The 15,634-nt window shown below is 64.5% G+C and carries 11 protein-coding genes and 6 pseudogenes; 4 read left to right on the top strand and 13 right to left on the bottom strand.

All coding sequences use genetic code 11. The features are described 5' to 3' along the window. Positions 1–14 precede the first annotated feature (14 nt). Complete coding sequence (sfnG, locus tag AKN84_RS23200; RefSeq protein ID WP_050422922.1) at positions 15–1,115, bottom strand: dimethylsulfone monooxygenase SfnG; 1,101 nt, start codon at positions 1,113–1,115, stop codon at positions 15–17. Between the two features lie 822 nt (positions 1,116–1,937). Here sfnG and hisN point away from each other — a divergent pair. The 3 genes and pseudogenes from hisN (at position 1,938) to AKN84_RS50740 (ending at position 3,350) form a co-directional block, all read left to right on the top strand. Further along, positions 1,938–2,729, top strand: coding sequence for a histidinol-phosphatase (gene hisN, locus AKN84_RS23195; protein WP_050422921.1), 792 nt, complete (start codon positions 1,938–1,940; stop codon positions 2,727–2,729). A 145-nt stretch (positions 2,730–2,874) separates the two neighbouring features. Then, a pseudogene (locus AKN84_RS50745) lies at positions 2,875–3,021 on the top strand (DeoR family transcriptional regulator); the annotation flags it as partial. A 53-nt stretch (positions 3,022–3,074) separates the two neighbouring features. Further along, the gene (locus tag AKN84_RS50740) at positions 3,075–3,350 is read left to right on the top strand and encodes a sugar phosphate isomerase family (RefSeq protein WP_430649922.1); all 276 of its coding nucleotides are present in this window, start codon (positions 3,075–3,077) and stop codon (positions 3,348–3,350) included. Positions 3,351–3,692: 342 nt separating this feature from the next. Here the strand turns inward: AKN84_RS50740 and AKN84_RS45870 are convergent. From AKN84_RS45870 to AKN84_RS50985, 11 genes and pseudogenes are all read right to left on the bottom strand, one after another. Beyond that, a pseudogene (locus AKN84_RS45870) lies at positions 3,693–3,971 on the bottom strand (IS5/IS1182 family transposase); the annotation flags it as partial. Beyond that, positions 3,971–4,122: pseudogene (locus AKN84_RS49235) on the bottom strand (type 2 isopentenyl-diphosphate Delta-isomerase); the annotation flags it as partial. The pseudogenes AKN84_RS49235 and AKN84_RS45870, both read right to left, overlap by 1 nt. 34 nt (positions 4,123–4,156) lie before the next feature. Next, positions 4,157–5,044, bottom strand: coding sequence for a terpene synthase family protein (locus AKN84_RS23190; RefSeq protein WP_050422920.1), 888 nt, complete (start codon positions 5,042–5,044; stop codon positions 4,157–4,159). After that, positions 5,041–6,591 (bottom strand): hypothetical protein, encoded by a 1,551-nt coding sequence (locus tag AKN84_RS23185; protein WP_050422919.1) that lies wholly within the window; start codon positions 6,589–6,591, stop codon positions 5,041–5,043. Before AKN84_RS23185 ends, AKN84_RS23190 begins: the two co-directional genes overlap by 4 nt. Positions 6,592–6,871: 280 nt before the next feature. Beyond that, positions 6,872–7,870 carry a polyprenyl synthetase family protein gene (locus AKN84_RS23180; protein WP_050422971.1) on the bottom strand — a complete coding sequence of 333 codons (999 nt, stop codon included), beginning with the start codon at positions 7,868–7,870 and terminating at the stop codon, positions 6,872–6,874. Positions 7,871–8,004: 134 nt separating this feature from the next. Next, on the bottom strand, positions 8,005–9,348 hold the full coding sequence (locus AKN84_RS23175) for a cytochrome P450 (RefSeq protein WP_050422970.1): 1,344 nt from the start codon (positions 9,346–9,348) through the stop codon (positions 8,005–8,007). Continuing rightward, a pseudogene (locus AKN84_RS45865) lies at positions 9,348–10,191 on the bottom strand (SDR family oxidoreductase). Before AKN84_RS45865 ends, AKN84_RS23175 begins: the two are co-directional and overlap by 1 nt. Then, positions 10,178–10,486 (bottom strand): ferredoxin, encoded by a 309-nt coding sequence (locus AKN84_RS23170; RefSeq protein WP_050422969.1) that lies wholly within the window; start codon positions 10,484–10,486, stop codon positions 10,178–10,180. Before AKN84_RS23170 ends, AKN84_RS45865 begins: the two are co-directional and overlap by 14 nt. Before the next feature lies 1 nt (position 10,487). Next, positions 10,488–11,777: a cytochrome P450 gene (locus AKN84_RS23165; RefSeq protein ID WP_050422918.1), complete on the bottom strand. Its 1,290-nt coding sequence runs from the start codon at positions 11,775–11,777 to the stop codon at positions 10,488–10,490. A 94-nt stretch (positions 11,778–11,871) separates the two neighbouring features. After that, positions 11,872–13,067, bottom strand: a pseudogene (locus tag AKN84_RS23160) (cytochrome P450). A 767-nt stretch (positions 13,068–13,834) separates the two neighbouring features. Continuing rightward, positions 13,835–14,125: a hypothetical protein gene (locus AKN84_RS50985; protein ID WP_050422917.1), complete on the bottom strand. Its 291-nt coding sequence runs from the start codon at positions 14,123–14,125 to the stop codon at positions 13,835–13,837. 85 nt (positions 14,126–14,210) lie between these two features. Here AKN84_RS50985 and AKN84_RS49230 point away from each other — a divergent pair. Next, positions 14,211–14,389 (top strand): annotated as a pseudogene (locus AKN84_RS49230) (DUF3606 domain-containing protein). A 757-nt stretch (positions 14,390–15,146) separates the two neighbouring features. Here AKN84_RS49230 and AKN84_RS23150 read toward each other — a convergent pair. After that, positions 15,147–15,608 (bottom strand): hypothetical protein, encoded by a 462-nt coding sequence (locus tag AKN84_RS23150; RefSeq protein ID WP_050422916.1) that lies wholly within the window; start codon positions 15,606–15,608, stop codon positions 15,147–15,149. Between the last annotated feature and the right edge of the window lie 26 nt (positions 15,609–15,634).

Below are 15,634 nucleotides of genomic sequence, written 5' to 3'. Positions count from 1 at the left end.
CGCGCGACTCCCCGTCACTCGGCTGCCTGGGCGTGCACAGCGGCCTTCGCCTCCAGCGCACGGACCAGCGGAATGACGCGGCGGCCGAAATACTCGACCTCCTCCTGGAAATGCAGGAAGCCGAGCAGCACGAGATCGACCCCGACCTCCTTCAGCGCGACGATGCGCTCGGCAATCTGTTCCGGCGTGCCGATCAGATTGGTCTTGAAGCCGTCATTGTACTGGACGAGATCCTCGAAGCTGGATTGCGCCCAATTGCCCTGACCTTCCGGCGAGGCCTTGCCGGCATTCTTCACCTCATGCCCGAACGCGTTGACCGCCTCCGGATCGGCCTTGACGATGATCTCGTCAAGCACGGCGCGCGCCTCGGCCTCGGTGTCGCGCGCGATCGCGAAGGCGTTGACGCCGATCTTGACCGAATGATTGTTGGCGCGCGCCTTCGCCCTGATGTCGTCGACCTGCTTCTTGATCTCCGCGACCGAATTGCCGTTGGTGAAGTACCAGTCCGACACCCGCGCGGCCATGTCGCGCGCGGCGCGCGAGCTGCCGCCCTGGAAGATCTCGGGCAAGGGATACGCCGGCTTCGGCTTCAGCGTGTAGTCAGAGAAGCGGTAGAAATCGCCGCGGAATGTGAAATTGTCCTGGGTCCAGATTCCGCGCAGCGCGCGGATGAACTCCTCGGAGCGGCGATAGCGCTCGTCGTGGTCGAGCCAGGGCTCGCCGATCGCGGTGAACTCGCCGCGGAACCAGCCGCTGACGATGTTGACGGCGACGCGGCCCTCGGTGAGCTGGCTGATGGTCGCGATCTGCTTGGCTGCGACCGCCGGATTCCACGGTCCGGGCAGCAACGCCGCGATCACCTTCAGCTTCGTGGTCGCGGCGAGCAAAGCGTGGCTGAAGGCGACCGGCTCATGCTGGAACTCGGCGCCATAACCGGCGGTGAAGCGGATCTGGCTCAGCGCATAATCGAAGCCAGCCTGCTCCGCGATCTGCGCCAGGCGGCGGTTATAGTCGATGTCCCATCCGGTTCGCTGTTCGATCTTGCTGATTACAAGGCCACCGGAAACATTTGGAACCCAGTAAGCGAATTTGACCTGATCATGGCTGGTAGTCATTGGAATTGCCTCAAACGTTGGACGTGACGGGGTGAGGAAGGCAGCACGAAGCGTTCGCGCGGGCGCCCATCCAGTGGGTTACAGCGCGGCTCATGCGAGCTGCCGGCAGATTTGAACTAGGGGAAGGGTGGCCGATCAGTATCCCTGATACGCGCCGGCACACGCTCGCTGCGTCAACAACACACCGTTCGACACGATGTCAGCGGCGCGGCGCGACTTCGAGATCGGTCAAACGGGCCATTGCAAATCATCCGCATTCCCCTCGCAGGCAGCATCGGCGAACGATCAATAGTCTCAGAGAAAGCAGAGACGAGCGAGTCCAAGGCAATCTCTTTTTCAGCCAGTCCGGGAAAGCGGTATTCTTTTGTTGATGTAAAATGCATCGTTTGATGCTGAGCGGTCGATTTTCTTCGGATTGAACGTGCCGCTAAACACCGAGTGACGCTTATAACGCGCTGGTATTGCGTCTAGCCCCGAGCCTTGCTGCGCCATTCGGTAAGGCGAGCATGCATGCGCGAAGAGATGAGGAGCTGACTATCGCGGACCAATGTGGGTTTTGGCGCCTCCAGGAGGTGTCGGCACATTCTTCCAGCGATTGGTAATTGCCCGATGAAGCCAAAAGCATTTCTCTGTCGAAGCCAATATCAATTACCGCATGGTAGGCCGGAGTGGCCGTCCGGTTAGAGATGCGAGCAATAATCGGGATAGCTTTTTTTTATTTTTGGGTTTCTGCGTGGCAACCGAAGCCACGGTATCAAAAGCAATATGGCAATATGTGTTTTTGTACCTTAAGCTGGATCTGTAATGCTCAGGAGTTGCCGCATGGATGGTGCAGACTCGATGTCTGATTTGGTCGATTTCGCGTTCGAAATCGCTCGAAGCGCAGGTTCTCACGCCACCGAATGGTTTCGACGGCCGATAGACATCAACACGAAGGATGACGAGAGCCCCGTTACGGAGGCAGATCGGCGTGTCGAGGAAGCCATCAGAAGGGCGATTTCCGCTCGATTTCCAGAGCATTCGATTTTCGGTGAAGAATACGGGATCCAGGGTGATCTCGATTCGCCTACGTGGGTGGTCGATCCCATAGATGGCACGCGCAGCTTCATTTCCGGGTCTCCGCTTTGGGGAACGCTGGTCGCGCTCGCTATCCAAGGGCGTTCACAGATTGGCGTCGTCGAGATGCCCGCATTGCGCGAACGCTGGACGGGCGCAACCGGCCTAGGTAGCTGGTTTGTCAACTCGAGCGGCATTCGCACAAAATGCCAAGTTCGCGACTGCCGGCGCCTTGCCGACGCGAACTTCTACACCACGTCGCCCCTCTATTTTGCAGAATCAGAACGCGATCAAATCCTGGGCATCAGCCAAACTGCCCGGATGTGTCGCTTCGGCGGCGATTGCTATAATTATGGATTGCTTGCATCGGGACACATCGACCTCGTCATCGAGACGCGGATGGAGCCTTACGATTTCATGGCGCTGGTGCCGGTGATCGAAGAAGCCGGCGGCATTGTCACCGACTGGGAGGGCAAGCCGCTCACGATCACCTCCGGCAAGCGGGTCATCGCTGCAAGCACGGCAGAACTTCACGCCGAAGTTCTGCCGTTGCTCTAGAAACGATAGAAGCGCGGCTGAGTCGGTCAGTTACGTGGAAGGATGGGCGCCAGCATCATATCGGTTGGACGCATCGAGCCTATTGTCGTATCGCGCTATGGCCCGAAGCCGACGATAGAAACTGCTAAGATACTGGGGAGCATCTATGTGGCAAGAGGAACGACGGCGTCACATTCGATCGATGTTGGCAACGTTCGGCACGCTAAGCGTTGATCGGCTGACGGAAGATTTTGGAGTGTCGCTCGAAACGATACGCCGCGATCTCATGGAAATGAAAGAAAGCGGAGAACTCCGCCGGGTCCGCGAGTCGTTCCGGTTGCCAAGGACAAGGAGGCTCCCTGCCAATTGCGCACTGCCGTACGTAGCCGCGAGAAAAGAGCGATTGCCAGGGCAGCGGCAGCAATGGTCGAGGCCGGTCAGACGATCCTTCTCGACGCGGGAAGCACGACCCCCCTGGCCCAACGCTCAGCTCAGATGGAAGGGCTTATTGTCGTCACCAACTCTCTGAATGCCGCCAAGTGCTTGACTTCCGCGGGTGATTGCACGCCGCGCGGAAACAGGGTTGATCCTGGGTGGGACAGACGATCCGCCCGCAACGCTCGGGGCGAATACCGTCAATGAGACAGCTCGCTACCGAGCAGATTTCGCGATGGTCCCTCCGTTCGGTTTTCGATGCGACCGCTGGTGCGATGAGCTACATCCGGTGTCGTTAGCCGGGTTTCATATTGCGCGCTGGTAGACGCAGACTGCGTGATCGTCGACGTCAGGGCCCGTCACAGCGCCATGTTTCCGCAACTGTGCTCAGTCAATCCGAACGTAGTTGTCGCTTGGGGACTGCGGCGCATCGAGAGGCACGTGAGGCATTTCCTCCATGCCCAACATACCTAGATTCCAAATTTGTAAAAACTTAGCGACCGCTTGCGGCTCGCGCCATTGTGCCGCCATCGAATTGCTCAGAAGTGAGCGGAGCGCGTGTCCGATGCTGCCTTTGCGATACAGCCGCGCATCCGGATCGCTCGTGGACACGTGCGCGTGGTTGCTGCGCGATTGTCCGCGGAAGTCGCTGCCGCCCTCGTCATCGCCGTCCTTCTTGAAACTCTTCTGCCCGGCCCAAGCCTAGATCAACGCGCGATCCACACTGAAATGTTCGCCCGACAACCAGCCCCGGTCATTGGCGATCTCCACCACTTTGTTGAACAGCGCGATCACCGCATCGTGTTCGATCAATCGCTCGCAGTTCTTGCAACCGTGGCCGGCGCCGTTTGCCGACCCAGCACGAGGTCCAGATGGCCGTCCTTACGCCGGCTCAGGGCGCCGTGTCGCTCATGTTCGCTCCGTCGGTCGCATCGGGCGACGGCGTTGCGCCGGATCGGACCGACGGCAGTGCGTGCACGCCATCGCCTCCCGCGCGTTCAAGCCGGCGCACGCTAGCCTCCCCCCGCGGCGTCGCTGCGGTAGCGGCTGGTCGAGGTCTGGTAGTACTGGGCGTGGATGGCCGCCATGGCCTCGATCAACGCTCCCCACGGCGCGGGAAAGCGTTCTTCCGCCATCAGCCGATACAACATGCGCGTATGGCCGGCCAGCTCGTCGTTAAGGAACTCCACGACAGGCATAGCCGGATAGCGCTGCAGCAGCAGGATCGCCGCGTTGCCGGCCTCGCCGGCCAACCTGTCCTTGTCCCGTCCATGCAGATCGTTCTGCAGGCGCCCTATCGCGGAGATGAGCCGCAGGACCTGGCGAAACGCCGGACGCGCGCGCAAGGTCGCCATGTCCAGCCCCCACAGCAACGACAGGCAACAGAACACGTTCGTGTAGGCGATCGAATCGATGCCGTTGTGCAGGTACTCGGCGTAGGACCAGCGTTCCGCATCTGCCGTCCGCGCCTGTCCGGCGCGCAGCGCCGCGCAGTAGCGCCGGGTATCGTCGAGAAGCTGAGCATAGTCGCGACGATCGTAGGCAAGCGCAGCCAGCGAAGCGCGCAGCACAGCGCAGCCCTCGAATCCGGGGAGCGCGCACTGCTCGCCCTGTCCCAGCGCCTGCTCCACCGCGGCGAGTTGTTCCGGCGCGATCAGGCCAAGGTCGTTGCAATCGTCGAGCCAGAACAGCAGCGCCAATTCGCGATAGAACACCACGATCAGCGTTTCGTCCTGCGGATCGCGGCCGGTTCGGGCGCTGATTTCGCGCAGGCTCGGGTAGATGCGCTGCAGGATGTACTGGCCGCCCCTGACGGCTTCCATGGCATGCTCGTCGGCGAACCCGGTCAGGGAACGACCCCACTCCAGCACCTGCTGCAGCGCGCGTTCGGGCTGGATCATGGCGCCGCTCCTGTTCCCTCGGCCAGGCCCCGCCGCTCCCAACGAAGCGCCAGCCACAACCCGGCGAGTTCGGCCACACGCACGACTCGGGTGGGGCAATACAGTTCCTTGCCGATCCACAGCGGCGTTTGCGGCAATGCATGCGCCGCATGGCGGGCGAGCATCCAGTCCAGTGCACGTGCGACCACCTGCGCGATGCGCCAGCGCCCTGTCGGCTCTTCGCTCCCGTCCATCACGCGCAACGCGAACAGCGCATAGGCGGTTTCCTCGAATGTGGACGCGCGACCGGCGCCCCAGCCGCCGTCCTCACGCTGCGCCTGTAGCAGCGCCGCCAGCGTGCGCTCGTCGCGCCACTGCGGCTTGCCTTGCGCCAACGCAGCGAGCGCATGCGCAGTGGGATACAGCCACGAAACGTGCCATTTTTCGTTGTCCCATAGACCTTGCAGGTTGCGATTGGCCTCGACGTAGGCGCTGGTGCCGGCGGCGGGCTTTCCCAACAGCCGCAAGGCATGCAGGGCATGGATGTTGGTCGACACCGAGGCATTGCGCTCGCCGGGGAAGGTGGCGAACAGCTCGCCGATTTCGAAATGGCGCAACGCATCGACCGCCGGGTCACGGCCAGCAAGTCGCAGGACGCACAGCGCAACCGCGGTGTCGTCCGCATCGGCCGCGAAGTGCAAGGCCGGGCCCAGACCGCGCCCGCTCAGACGGGCGTCGAGCTGCGCGACGATCACCCGCACCGCCTCGGCGAGCGCGGGATGCGCGAACAGCCCGGCCAGATGCAGGGTGTACAGCGACCAGCATGGCTCGAACACATTGATCGGCCAGACGTTGGGAACGACACCTTCGATGCCGCTGCGCGTCGCCCGCGATGCCGTCTGCAAATACGCGTCGGCGCGCCCGACCTGCGGCATATTCCCCTGTGTCACGGCGTGCGCGCGCCACGCGGCGGTGGCCGCCGGACTGATGCCGATGCTGCCGTCCTCATCCGGGAGTGCGGCGGTCGGCGACGTCCCCCAGGCTTCCCAGGAGTGCAGCAACGGATGGCCGCTCGGCAACGTCGCCACCGCCGCCAGCTTGACCAGACACGCTTGCCGCAACGGCAACAGCGCCGAGTGGCGCGGAAACGCCACGCCGTCCAGTAAGGATGTGGCCTCGCCGCAAAACTGCGGCAGGATCAGCTCCGCGCCGATCGGCGCGTCTTCCGGGACCGCATGCGCGTAGGGATCGGGCTGGCGCTGGAGGAACCGGGTTGCGGCCTGGACTGCGTCGGCAGCGCCGGGAAGAGGATAGGCCCGCTGCAATGCCAGCAATGCCGCCCACGTAGGCGCATGGCGGAACAGCGGGAAGTCTGCGCTTCCCCATCCGCCATCGGCCTGTTGCTGCGCCATGAGCCACGCGTATGCATCCTGCCGACCGGTGACGTTGCCATGGAACCGCAGAGCTCGCGCCGTGTCGTAGACGGACGGACCGACGCTGCCGCCATCGCTCATCTCGCTCAGCAGGCGACGCAATTCGGAGAGGATCTGTTCGGACAGCGCGTTCACGCGGGATGCTCCTTCAGACGGATGGGCAAACGTCGCGCGCATGTCGCCGCAGGCCGTCGCTTAGGCAGTGCCGGACGGCCGTCCTGCTCCGGCGCGGCGATGCGCCCCGATGCTAGCGCCGGCCCGCCGCATAGGCTTGCGGGCAGCGCGCCGCGTGCGCCGCGGCCGTGCCGGGCAACCGCTGCGATCGGCGCCGGAGACTTCGCACATAGTGCAGCATGCACCGCTGCTGCCGGCCGATCGCAGCGGCACAGGAGCGTCTCCAAGCGGACGGGCGCGCTCATGCGCATGGCGCGTGCTTGAACAGATACGCGTTGGCCCGCTGCAGGATTTGCGCCAACCGTTCTGCACGCGGCCCCAGCGGCGCGATGGCCTCCGCGGCATCGCGCAACAGATCCCGCGCGAACTGGCGCGCTGCCTGCAGTCCCATGATCGACGCGCAGGTCGGCTTCTGCGCCGCCGCGTCCTTGCCGGGGGTCTTGCCCAGCGTCGCGGTATCCGCTGTCACGTCGAGAATGTCGTCGATCACCTGCAACGCCAGGCCGAAACAGGCGCTGTAGCGATCGAGCGCACAGTACAGCGCAGCGTGCGCGGCATCCTCCGCGATGGCGCATAGCGCGCCCATGCGAACGGACGCGCGCACTAGCGCTCCGCTCTTCATCCGGTACATCGCCACGATCCTGTCCAGCTCCACGTGCTTTCCGACCAGCGACAGATCGATGGCCTGCCCGCCTGCGGCCCCCTCGGCGGACACCGCCTGCGCCAGTTCGCGCACGAGCGCGATACGGTAGTCGCCCGGTGCATCCAGGCTCGCCAGGGTCAGGAAGGCGTGCGCCTGCAGCGCATCTCCGACCAGGATCGCAGTAGCTTCGCCGAACTTGACGTGCACGGTCGGTAGGCCGCGACGAAGCACGTCGTCGTCCATCGCGGGCAGATCGTCGTGGACCAGGGTACAAGCGTGCATCATCTCGATGGCGGCGCCGACGTCGTCGAGCATGTGCGCCGGCTTGTCGGCCAGTGCGCCGGCAGCCAGACAGAGCAAGGCGCGGGTGCGCTTCCCGCCATGCAAGGTGGCGTAGCGCATCGCCGTCATCAGCTCGGTCTCACCGTCACGTTCGGCGCAGAGAAGGCGCGCCAGCACCTGTTCGACCCGCTTTGCGCCGTCCTGCATCCAGATCTCGGGCAGCAGCCCGCCGGATGCGCCGCGCACCTGTCCGCCCAATCCGCCGAGCGCGGAATCACCAGTCCTGTCGTCCTGTGGCGTGGAACCGGTCTGCATGTTGTTCATGTCCTTGTTCCTGACAGGCGAGCCGCCGAGGTGTTGTCCGCGTCGCATCGTGCGCGCGCGCCGAGTGCAGCAATGCCGCGCGTCGCCGGCACCGCTGCCTCGCCACAGGAGCATGCGGTGCCAGCTCATGAGAATCCGATGCGGATAGTCATGGACGGATGTGCGGTCGGGTAATAGCGCCGGCCTTTTTCGACGCTGCTCAGCAACCGCGGCCGCACCCCGGCCTCGTGCATGGTCAGCGCCAAGGCGATGCAGAACTGCACCAGTTCCAGCCATGCCAGGTGGTAGCCCATGCAGACGTGTGGGCCGGTACCGAACTGCAGCATGTCCACCGGACGGATCGGCTCGGTGCGTTGCAGCCACCGCGCCAGCCGAAACTGATCAGGCGCCTCGTGCAGCAGCGCCGAGGTCGAGAAATGCAGCAGCGGGATGCACAGATCGGTGCCCACGGGAATGCGTCGTTGGCCGAGTCGCAATTCACGCACTGCGCGACGCACTAGGAGGGGCGTCGGCGGATGCACGCGCAGCGTTTCGCGGAACAGCGCCTCGGCGACCGGACACTGCGCCAGGTCCGCGTGCCGGGTCGGCACCGCGCCCACGCGTTGCGCCTCCTCGACCAGGGCGTCCCACAGCCCAGGCTGCCGCGCCAGCTCGATCACCATCCAGGCCATTGTCGAGGCGGTGGTGTCGTGCCCACCAAGCAGCAGCAAGCGGATATTGGCGACCAGGACGTCATCGGTAAGCGCATCGTCGCTGCGATCGAAGTCGCTCACCATGTCGTTGATCAACCCGGTGCGCGAGGCATGTTCGCGCGCGGCGCGGACGAACTCGCGCAACCGCGCATCGATCCAGTCGCGGGCGGCGCGGCCGCGCCGCAAGGGCAGCCCGGGCAGGTCGACCGGGGGCGCGACGATCAAGTGCAACAGTTGCCGGTACTTGCGATGCCATCCCGGCAGGTCCTGCGCGGGGATTCCCATGAGACTGAAGATGAGCTTGAGCATCAGATCGCCGGTTTCACGCAGGATGGTTACGTCGCCGCGGTCGCGCCACCTCTGCACGCGCGCCCGGATGACGGGCGCGAACAGCTCGCCGATGCCGGCCTGGGTCAGCCCCTTGGGCAGGAGCGCCGCCTGGATCGCATCGCGCGCCTGCCGGTGCGCGATGCCGTCCTGGGCGACCAACGTTCCGCCAAACAATTCGGGCGCGATGTCTTCGATCAGCGCCGATGACACGTCCTTGTGCCGGAGCAGTGCGAGAGCATCCGGGTCCAGACTGGTCATCAAGTGTCCGGCAGGGCCGAAATCCAGCCAGAAGTGGCTGCCCAGCGTCCGTTCCGCGCGCCGCAGCAGGCGCGGCAGGTCGCAGACGACGGCGGGAAGATGCCCGACCAAGGGGAAAGCGCCCGGCACGACCGGGATATCGTGCCGCAGGCGATGCCGACGGTTCAGCGGGTTGAGCAGCATGTCCATCAGCAGCGCCGCGACGCGTCCGCTTCGGCGGTCTTGCCGGAAGGCCACGCGGCGCGGCTGTTGCCACCATCGGCGTACGTCGCACATGCGCCAGCATGCCGGCGTCGATGCACACGACTTGGCCTGTAATGAACGCAGCATCGTCGGAGAGCAGGAACGCCACCAGCGCGGCCACGTCTTCGGGGCGGCCGACGCGCGGCAGAAGCTGGTGCCGGCGCAGATGCCATTGCGTGGACTCGTCCAGCTTGGCGAGGAGACGATCGGTCATGATGAGACCCGGCGCAACCGCGTTGCAGCGGATCTGCGCATGACCGTACTGGGTGGCGAGCGAGGCGGACAGCATGTTCATCGCCGCCTTCGACGCTGCGTAGGACGTCTGCGCGGTGTCACCGCTGAGCCCCTGGCACGACGACATGTTGACGATCGCGCCACCACCGCGGGCGATCATCCGTGGGATGGCCTGCCGGCAGCAGAGCAACGTGCCGCGCAGATTGGTCGCCATTGTCTGATCCCAGACCGCCAGGTCCAGGTCGAGGATCGCGCGGTCGCGCGGAGTCAGGTGCATGGCGCTCGCGTTGTTCACCAGCAGGTCGACCCCACCGAAGTGCCGCTCCGCCGTTTCGAACAGCGCAGCCACCGCCTGCGCATCGGCGATGTCTGTGGCCAAGGCCAGCGCGTGGTCCGCTTCGGATGCAATTTGCGCGGTGCAGGCGATAGCCGCCGAGCCATCAATGTCGGCGACCACCACCCTGCCTCCCTCGCGCGCGATAGCGAGGGCGCATGCCTTGCCGATGCCGGCGCCGCACCGGTCACCACGGCCACCTTGCCTTCAAACCGTCCCATCGTGTCCTCCTGCATGGCGTTGGTCTCTTGCGGCATGCCGCTCGGCCTCCCGTGGAGAAGGCGGAGGGTCGGCGCTGCCGGGCTCGTCATCGCCAGCGTCGCTTTCGATGACCCGAATGGCGGCGACTGGGCACTGGCTCGCCGCGAGCCTCACGGCAGCGTGCAGCGCCTGCGGGACCGTCGCCACGCACACTTCGGCCACGCCGTCCGATTCGCGCTGGCGAAAGGTGCCCGGCAGCGTCAGCACGCACTGCCCGCTGGTTCCGCACAGATCCTGGTCGACCACGACGCGCATCTCAGCTCCGCTGCGCATGCAGCCGCACCGGCAGCGCGCGGAACGTCCGAAGGAACGCGGAGGGCTCCCGGGTCGGCTGCCCGGCCAATGCCAGCGTGGGGAAACGGGCCTGGATCCGCGGCAGGCTCTCGGCCAACTGCACCCGGGCCAGTTGCGCACCGAGGCAGAAGTGGATGCCGTGGCCGAAGCTCAGCATGATCTGCCCGTCGGTCGACATACCTGGACCGGTGCCGTAGAACCGCGCCGGATCGAAGCGATCGGGATCGGCGAAGGCGTCCGGGTCGCGATTGCCGGACGCGATCAGCACGCGCACGTCCGCGTTCTTCGGGATCACCACGCCGCCCAATTCGATGTCGCGCTGTGCGATACGCGGAATGGAGCTGAACATCGCGGGCGCGTCGCAGCGCAGGACTTCTTCGACGAACGCCTTCACCCCCACGGCGCCTCCCTGCAGCCAGTGCCTCTGTCGGGGATACGCCAACATCGCCAGGACCGCATGGTCGATGGTGGCAGCAGTGGTGGCGAAGCCGCCCAGCAGCATACCCCACAACATGCTGATCAACTCCGCATCCGATAGCGTGTCGGCATCATCGTCGTGTGCGCCGACCAGCATCGACACGATGTCGAAGCGGGGATCGGTGCGCTTGCGCTGGATGAGACCGCCGAAATAGGCCTTCACTCTGGCACTGGCCGCGTCCGCCGCGGCGAGCTGGGGATCGCTGGCGTGTGGGCTGAGGCCTTCCAGAATGGCGCCGATGCCGGCGGCGAGCCCGAACATGTCGTCCTGGGGCATGCCAAACAGTTCGGCGAAGACCAGCATGGGCAAGGCCAGCGCGAATTCCCGATGCAGGTCCACGGCCTCCCCGCGCTCCAGTGCGGGCGCCATGCCGTCGAGGCGCGCGGCGACGATGCGCGCGATGCTCGGCCGCAGGTCGTCGATCTGGCGCATGGTGAAATCGCGCGAGATCAGCCGACGCAGACGCGTATGCGCCGGTGGGTTCTTCATCGCTAGCGTGGACGCCAGCAGATTGAGCGACAGGCTGGTCGCCGCATGCGGGAAATAGCGCGCCAGTTCGCCTGGCGCCGGTCCCAGAAACGCATCGCCCGTGGCCTTGAGCGCCCAGTAAATGTCGGCGTGGCGGCTCAACAGAAAGAGGCCCGACGCCGCGCGATGCACTGGATCGTGCTCGCGCAACCACCGCATGAACGGATACGGGTCGTGGATGCACGCCGGCGACGCCAGTTCGGCGAAGGCGTCCCGGTATGCTGCCCTGGTTTCTTGCACGTCCATCCTGATTACCTGTCGGCGGCTTGATCTGAGCGGCGCGCCCCAGGCGCGCCGGCAAATTGCGGAGAGGATCGCGATCCGCGGTGGCGTCCGCGCCTCACCAGAGCACCGGGAACTCCTCGAAGCCGCCAATAATGATCTCCTTGCGCAACTTCAGTTCTTCAGGCGCCACGGCCAGACGCAGCGCGGGAAAGCGCTGGAAGATCGAACCGAACACCGCCTTGAGTTCCAGCCTGGCCAGCGCCCCGCCGATGCAGGAGTGCGGCGCGTAGGAGAACGCCAGGTGCGGCTCTTCCTGGCGTTCGATATCGAAGATTTCCGGGTCATCGAAATGGCGCGGATCGAACGACGTCGCCGCGACCAGCACTTTGCTCTCCGCGGGAATATCCACGCCCGCGATGATCACGTCGGTCCTCGGATATCGCACGACGCCGTCCCAGCCCGCGCCCGGCGGGTACATGCGCAGGATTTCCTCCACCGCCTTGTCCACCAGGGATGGGTCGCCGACCAGGCGTTCGCGCTGTTGCGGATGGCGGAACATGGCCAGCAGGCCGAATTCGATCTGCGCGACGGTGCTCTCGTGCCCCGCCACCAGCATGCCCGCCGCAAGGCCGACCGCCTCTTCCTCGGTCGCCTTACCCTGGTCGACCGCCGCGAGCAGATCCGTCAGCAGGTTGTCGCCCGGAGCCTGGCGCTTGTCGCGCATCTTACCGCGCATGTAGACGCGCAGTTCTTCCCAGGCCCGGCGCGACGCACTGCGCGGGCCGCTTTCATGCTGGTGCGTCATCACCTCGCCGGACAGCCGGGCGAAAAAGGCGCGATCCTCGGAGAGCACGCCCATCAGCGCGCTGATGACCATGGCCGGAAGCGGAAAGGAGAGGTGGCGCCTCAGGTCGGCGGGCTGAGGCTGGGCCGCTAGTTTCTCAAACAACTGCGCGGCGATCGCTTCCACCTGCTGCGCGAGCAGCTTCACCCGGCGGTTGCTGAAGGCCGGCGCCACGATCGTGCGTAACCGGGCATGCTCGCCCCCCTCGTGCGAGACCAGCCAGCCCGGCGAACCGACAATCACCGAATCCGGGGTGAATGCCGCCGGCGCATTCCCGGGGGCCGGAACGCCACGTTGGACAGCATCGCCTTGGCCTCGTCATAGCCTGTCACCCACCAGCCTTCGTGTCCGGACGGGAAGCGCACGCGGTGGATCGGACCGTTGGCGCGTAGCGCCAACATCTCCGGCGAAGGCTCGATGTGATCGGCTCGCCACATCGGCAGCGTCGGCAAGGATTGTTCGGACATGGTGGCAAATCACTCTCTAAGCGATGAAAGGGCGGAAGGTGACCGATAGGAGCCGCAGGCAGCGAATGCATTAGACGGCAGGTAGACGACAGCCTCCGCGGCGTTGGTCCGTACCAGATCTCCCATCCGCACGAGTGGCGCGAAGAAGGCTCATCGCAATTCCAGGCACCCAGCGCACGCTCAGGCAGAAAAGCGGCCCCTAGCCGAACGGCAGGTGCGGGCTGTGCCGCCGCATGACATCGAACCTGCCGGCATCGCCAAAGATCGACTGACCGTAGGGATTGGTGAAGGAGGCTCGAAGTACCCGCCACCAACTTGCCCGCCAATATAGCCTCCGGACCAGTCGCACTTTTCCGGTGGCAGTTTCGCTGGCTCCCAAAAGAAGAACTCTAGATCGCATCCAATCCTTCCCTGCATTTTCTCGGTCCACTACCGAGCGCCAAGTCATGCCACAGCAAGCCGTCCGGAACGGACCAAACGCGAACAGCGACGCGCGCCGTGTCCGTCCCGAAGATCATCGCACCGCGATTGGTGATGATGCCGTGAACAGAGCAAATCGCGTGCCGAGGTGAGTTCGCAGGCTCAGCAGGCACTTCGTAGCGCGCGTATGTCAGGTTTCTGGCATTGGGTCTCAATGCCGACAACGGCGCAGCAAGTGCCCGACAAAGGCCTGCTCTCGCGCTGAATGTGCGGGGCGCCCTTGCGCGGATTTCAAGCAACCGGATTGGCTGTGGAATGTGGTTCGCAGGAATTCCCGCAGCACACCGTCATGAGCAACGGGGTAACGAGTAGCTTCGTTGATTTCGCTGCTTTGTCTTTTGAGTCCGATCGCATTCTTGCATTTTGGCCGAGTCTTTTCTTGTGCGGTCCGTGGTCATTTGTTGAAACCGTAGCCGTTGCGCACGCGCGCACCAGCCGAGTGGCCGGGTCTCCTTGAGCCTGACGTTATCGAACGTTACGAGGATGATGCTCTTCGATTTGCCCTTGAGCTCGTTCTGCAGGATCGAGAAGTCGGTCGTGCCGTCGGCCGCCATCGGTTTGTTACGCTGAAACGCCACTGGAAGAACTCCACGCACAGTTCGAATCGTTCCGGAACCTGCGAATCCCTGTCGCGTTGCTTCAATGTCACAACAGGAGGCACCGATGGCGGCAGCGAAGAAGAGCAAGACGGCGCGCGGACGAAAGCAGGACCGGGCGCGGGTGGCAGGCGGGCAGGACTACGAAGTACAGTACGAGGCGGAGAAGACCGGAAGTCGGCACCGGCGGTGTAGAAGGCCGTCAAAAAGGTCGGCAACGCGCGCAAGCGGGTGGGGAAACGGTAAGGCCGCTGAGTCGGAGACGAATTGGCGTGGATGCTTAGTGCCGGTCCTCCTCGTTGGGGGCATTCTGGACAGGTGTCTCCAATCGAATCCAGCACGTCGCGAACCGCGGCTTCCGGTGCCCCAGCGGAAACGCCTATTGGCGGGTCTCGACGGGCGATATCGAAGGCCCGCTCTCGTGCATGCGGATCGGCGCGGTCCTGCATCCAACCGTGCTCCTCGCGCTCGCGGATGACGCCCGCTATGGAGCACGTGGATCGCCCGTCCCCGGAGCGTCCGTATTGTCGGCCTTCGTTCAGTAGTCATCAGCATTGAAGTAGACCTCGAATACGACGAATCCTGTGATCCGCCATCTGTTCCGGCTCCTCGCACAAGGCTGGATTCCCAGTAAGCAGAGGACAAGGTTCCCCCATTCTGAGATCCTTGTGAAAGATGCCGAGCGGTTCTTGCAGGATGGCCAGCATCACGTTCGCTTAGGTCTTTGCGCGTGCAGCCAGAGCCGCACCGCGCTCTCATGTGTTGGGGGGGGGAAACGGCCCCTGACTTGCAGCCGCAAGTGACCGAGTTCGCGCTCGTCGTGCCAGAGACCAAGCGATCCGCATTCAGATTCAGGAATCTATCGTGTACCTTGATGCCGAATCCGTCGGGCCCCTTGCGGTCGAGAAAGGTCTGGGCCGCATGCGCCATCCAACCCAGCGAGAGGTCGGAGAGGCGGGTTTCATTTTCGGGATAACTACCGCCGACATCGGAGTGGTTTTAATCACTCGCCGACCATCGAGAGCAGCGACGCCTGCGCCTCGGCATAGGCCTTGTCGCCGGGATGGCGTGGCCTGGCCGGCGGCGGATTGAACGTCACATCCGGCAGCGGCAGCGGGTTGCGGCCGTTGACGTAAAGTTCGATCAGGGCTTCGTGGAGCCCGTGTAGGAACGCGAACATGCGCTTCATCTCGTCGATGTTGGTGCGCGCCAGCAGTGCGTCGAGTTCGTCCTTGGCGCCTTTGTTGTGCGCGAGGTGGTCGCGGACCTCACCGTAGACCGGCTCATAGATCTTACGCCACTCGCGGACCTGCTTCCGCAGTTCGCGGACGTCATCGATCGCGGTGTCGTGCTTCTCCTTTACGTAGTCGGCGGCCTGCGCGGGGGTGATGAATTCCTCCTTGCGCTTGCGCAGGGCCTCGCGGTCGAGCTCTGGCAGGTTCTGCTCGACGGCCTTCAGCAGCAAGCCGACGTTGTGCGCAGATTTCGTAT

Origin of the sequence: Bradyrhizobium tropiciagri (assembly GCF_001189845.1) — a bacterium.
GTDB classification, from domain to species: Bacteria; Pseudomonadota; Alphaproteobacteria; order Rhizobiales; family Xanthobacteraceae; genus Bradyrhizobium; species Bradyrhizobium tropiciagri.
The sequence above is the reverse complement of the archived record's forward strand: the minus strand, read 5'-3'. Positions and strand labels throughout refer to the sequence as shown.

Excerpts from the sequence above, each read along its gene's own strand:
- AKN84_RS23170 (WP_050422969.1), bottom strand. The coding sequence starts at position 10,486 with ATGCGCGTCGTGGTCGACCAGGATCTGTGCGGAACCAGCGGGCAGTGC.
- AKN84_RS23165 (WP_050422918.1), bottom strand. The coding sequence starts at position 11,777 with ATGGACGTGCAAGAAACCAGGGCAGCATACCGGGACGCCTTCGCCGAA.
- sfnG (WP_050422922.1), bottom strand. The coding sequence starts at position 1,115 with ATGACTACCAGCCATGATCAGGTCAAATTCGCTTACTGGGTTCCAAAT.
- AKN84_RS23175 (WP_050422970.1), bottom strand. The coding sequence starts at position 9,348 with ATGGACATGCTGCTCAACCCGCTGAACCGTCGGCATCGCCTGCGGCAC.
- AKN84_RS23190 (WP_050422920.1), bottom strand. The coding sequence starts at position 5,044 with ATGATCCAGCCCGAACGCGCGCTGCAGCAGGTGCTGGAGTGGGGTCGT.
- hisN (WP_050422921.1), top strand. The coding sequence starts at position 1,938 with ATGGATGGTGCAGACTCGATGTCTGATTTGGTCGATTTCGCGTTCGAA.
- AKN84_RS23180 (WP_050422971.1), bottom strand. The coding sequence starts at position 7,870 with ATGCAGACCGGTTCCACGCCACAGGACGACAGGACTGGTGATTCCGCG.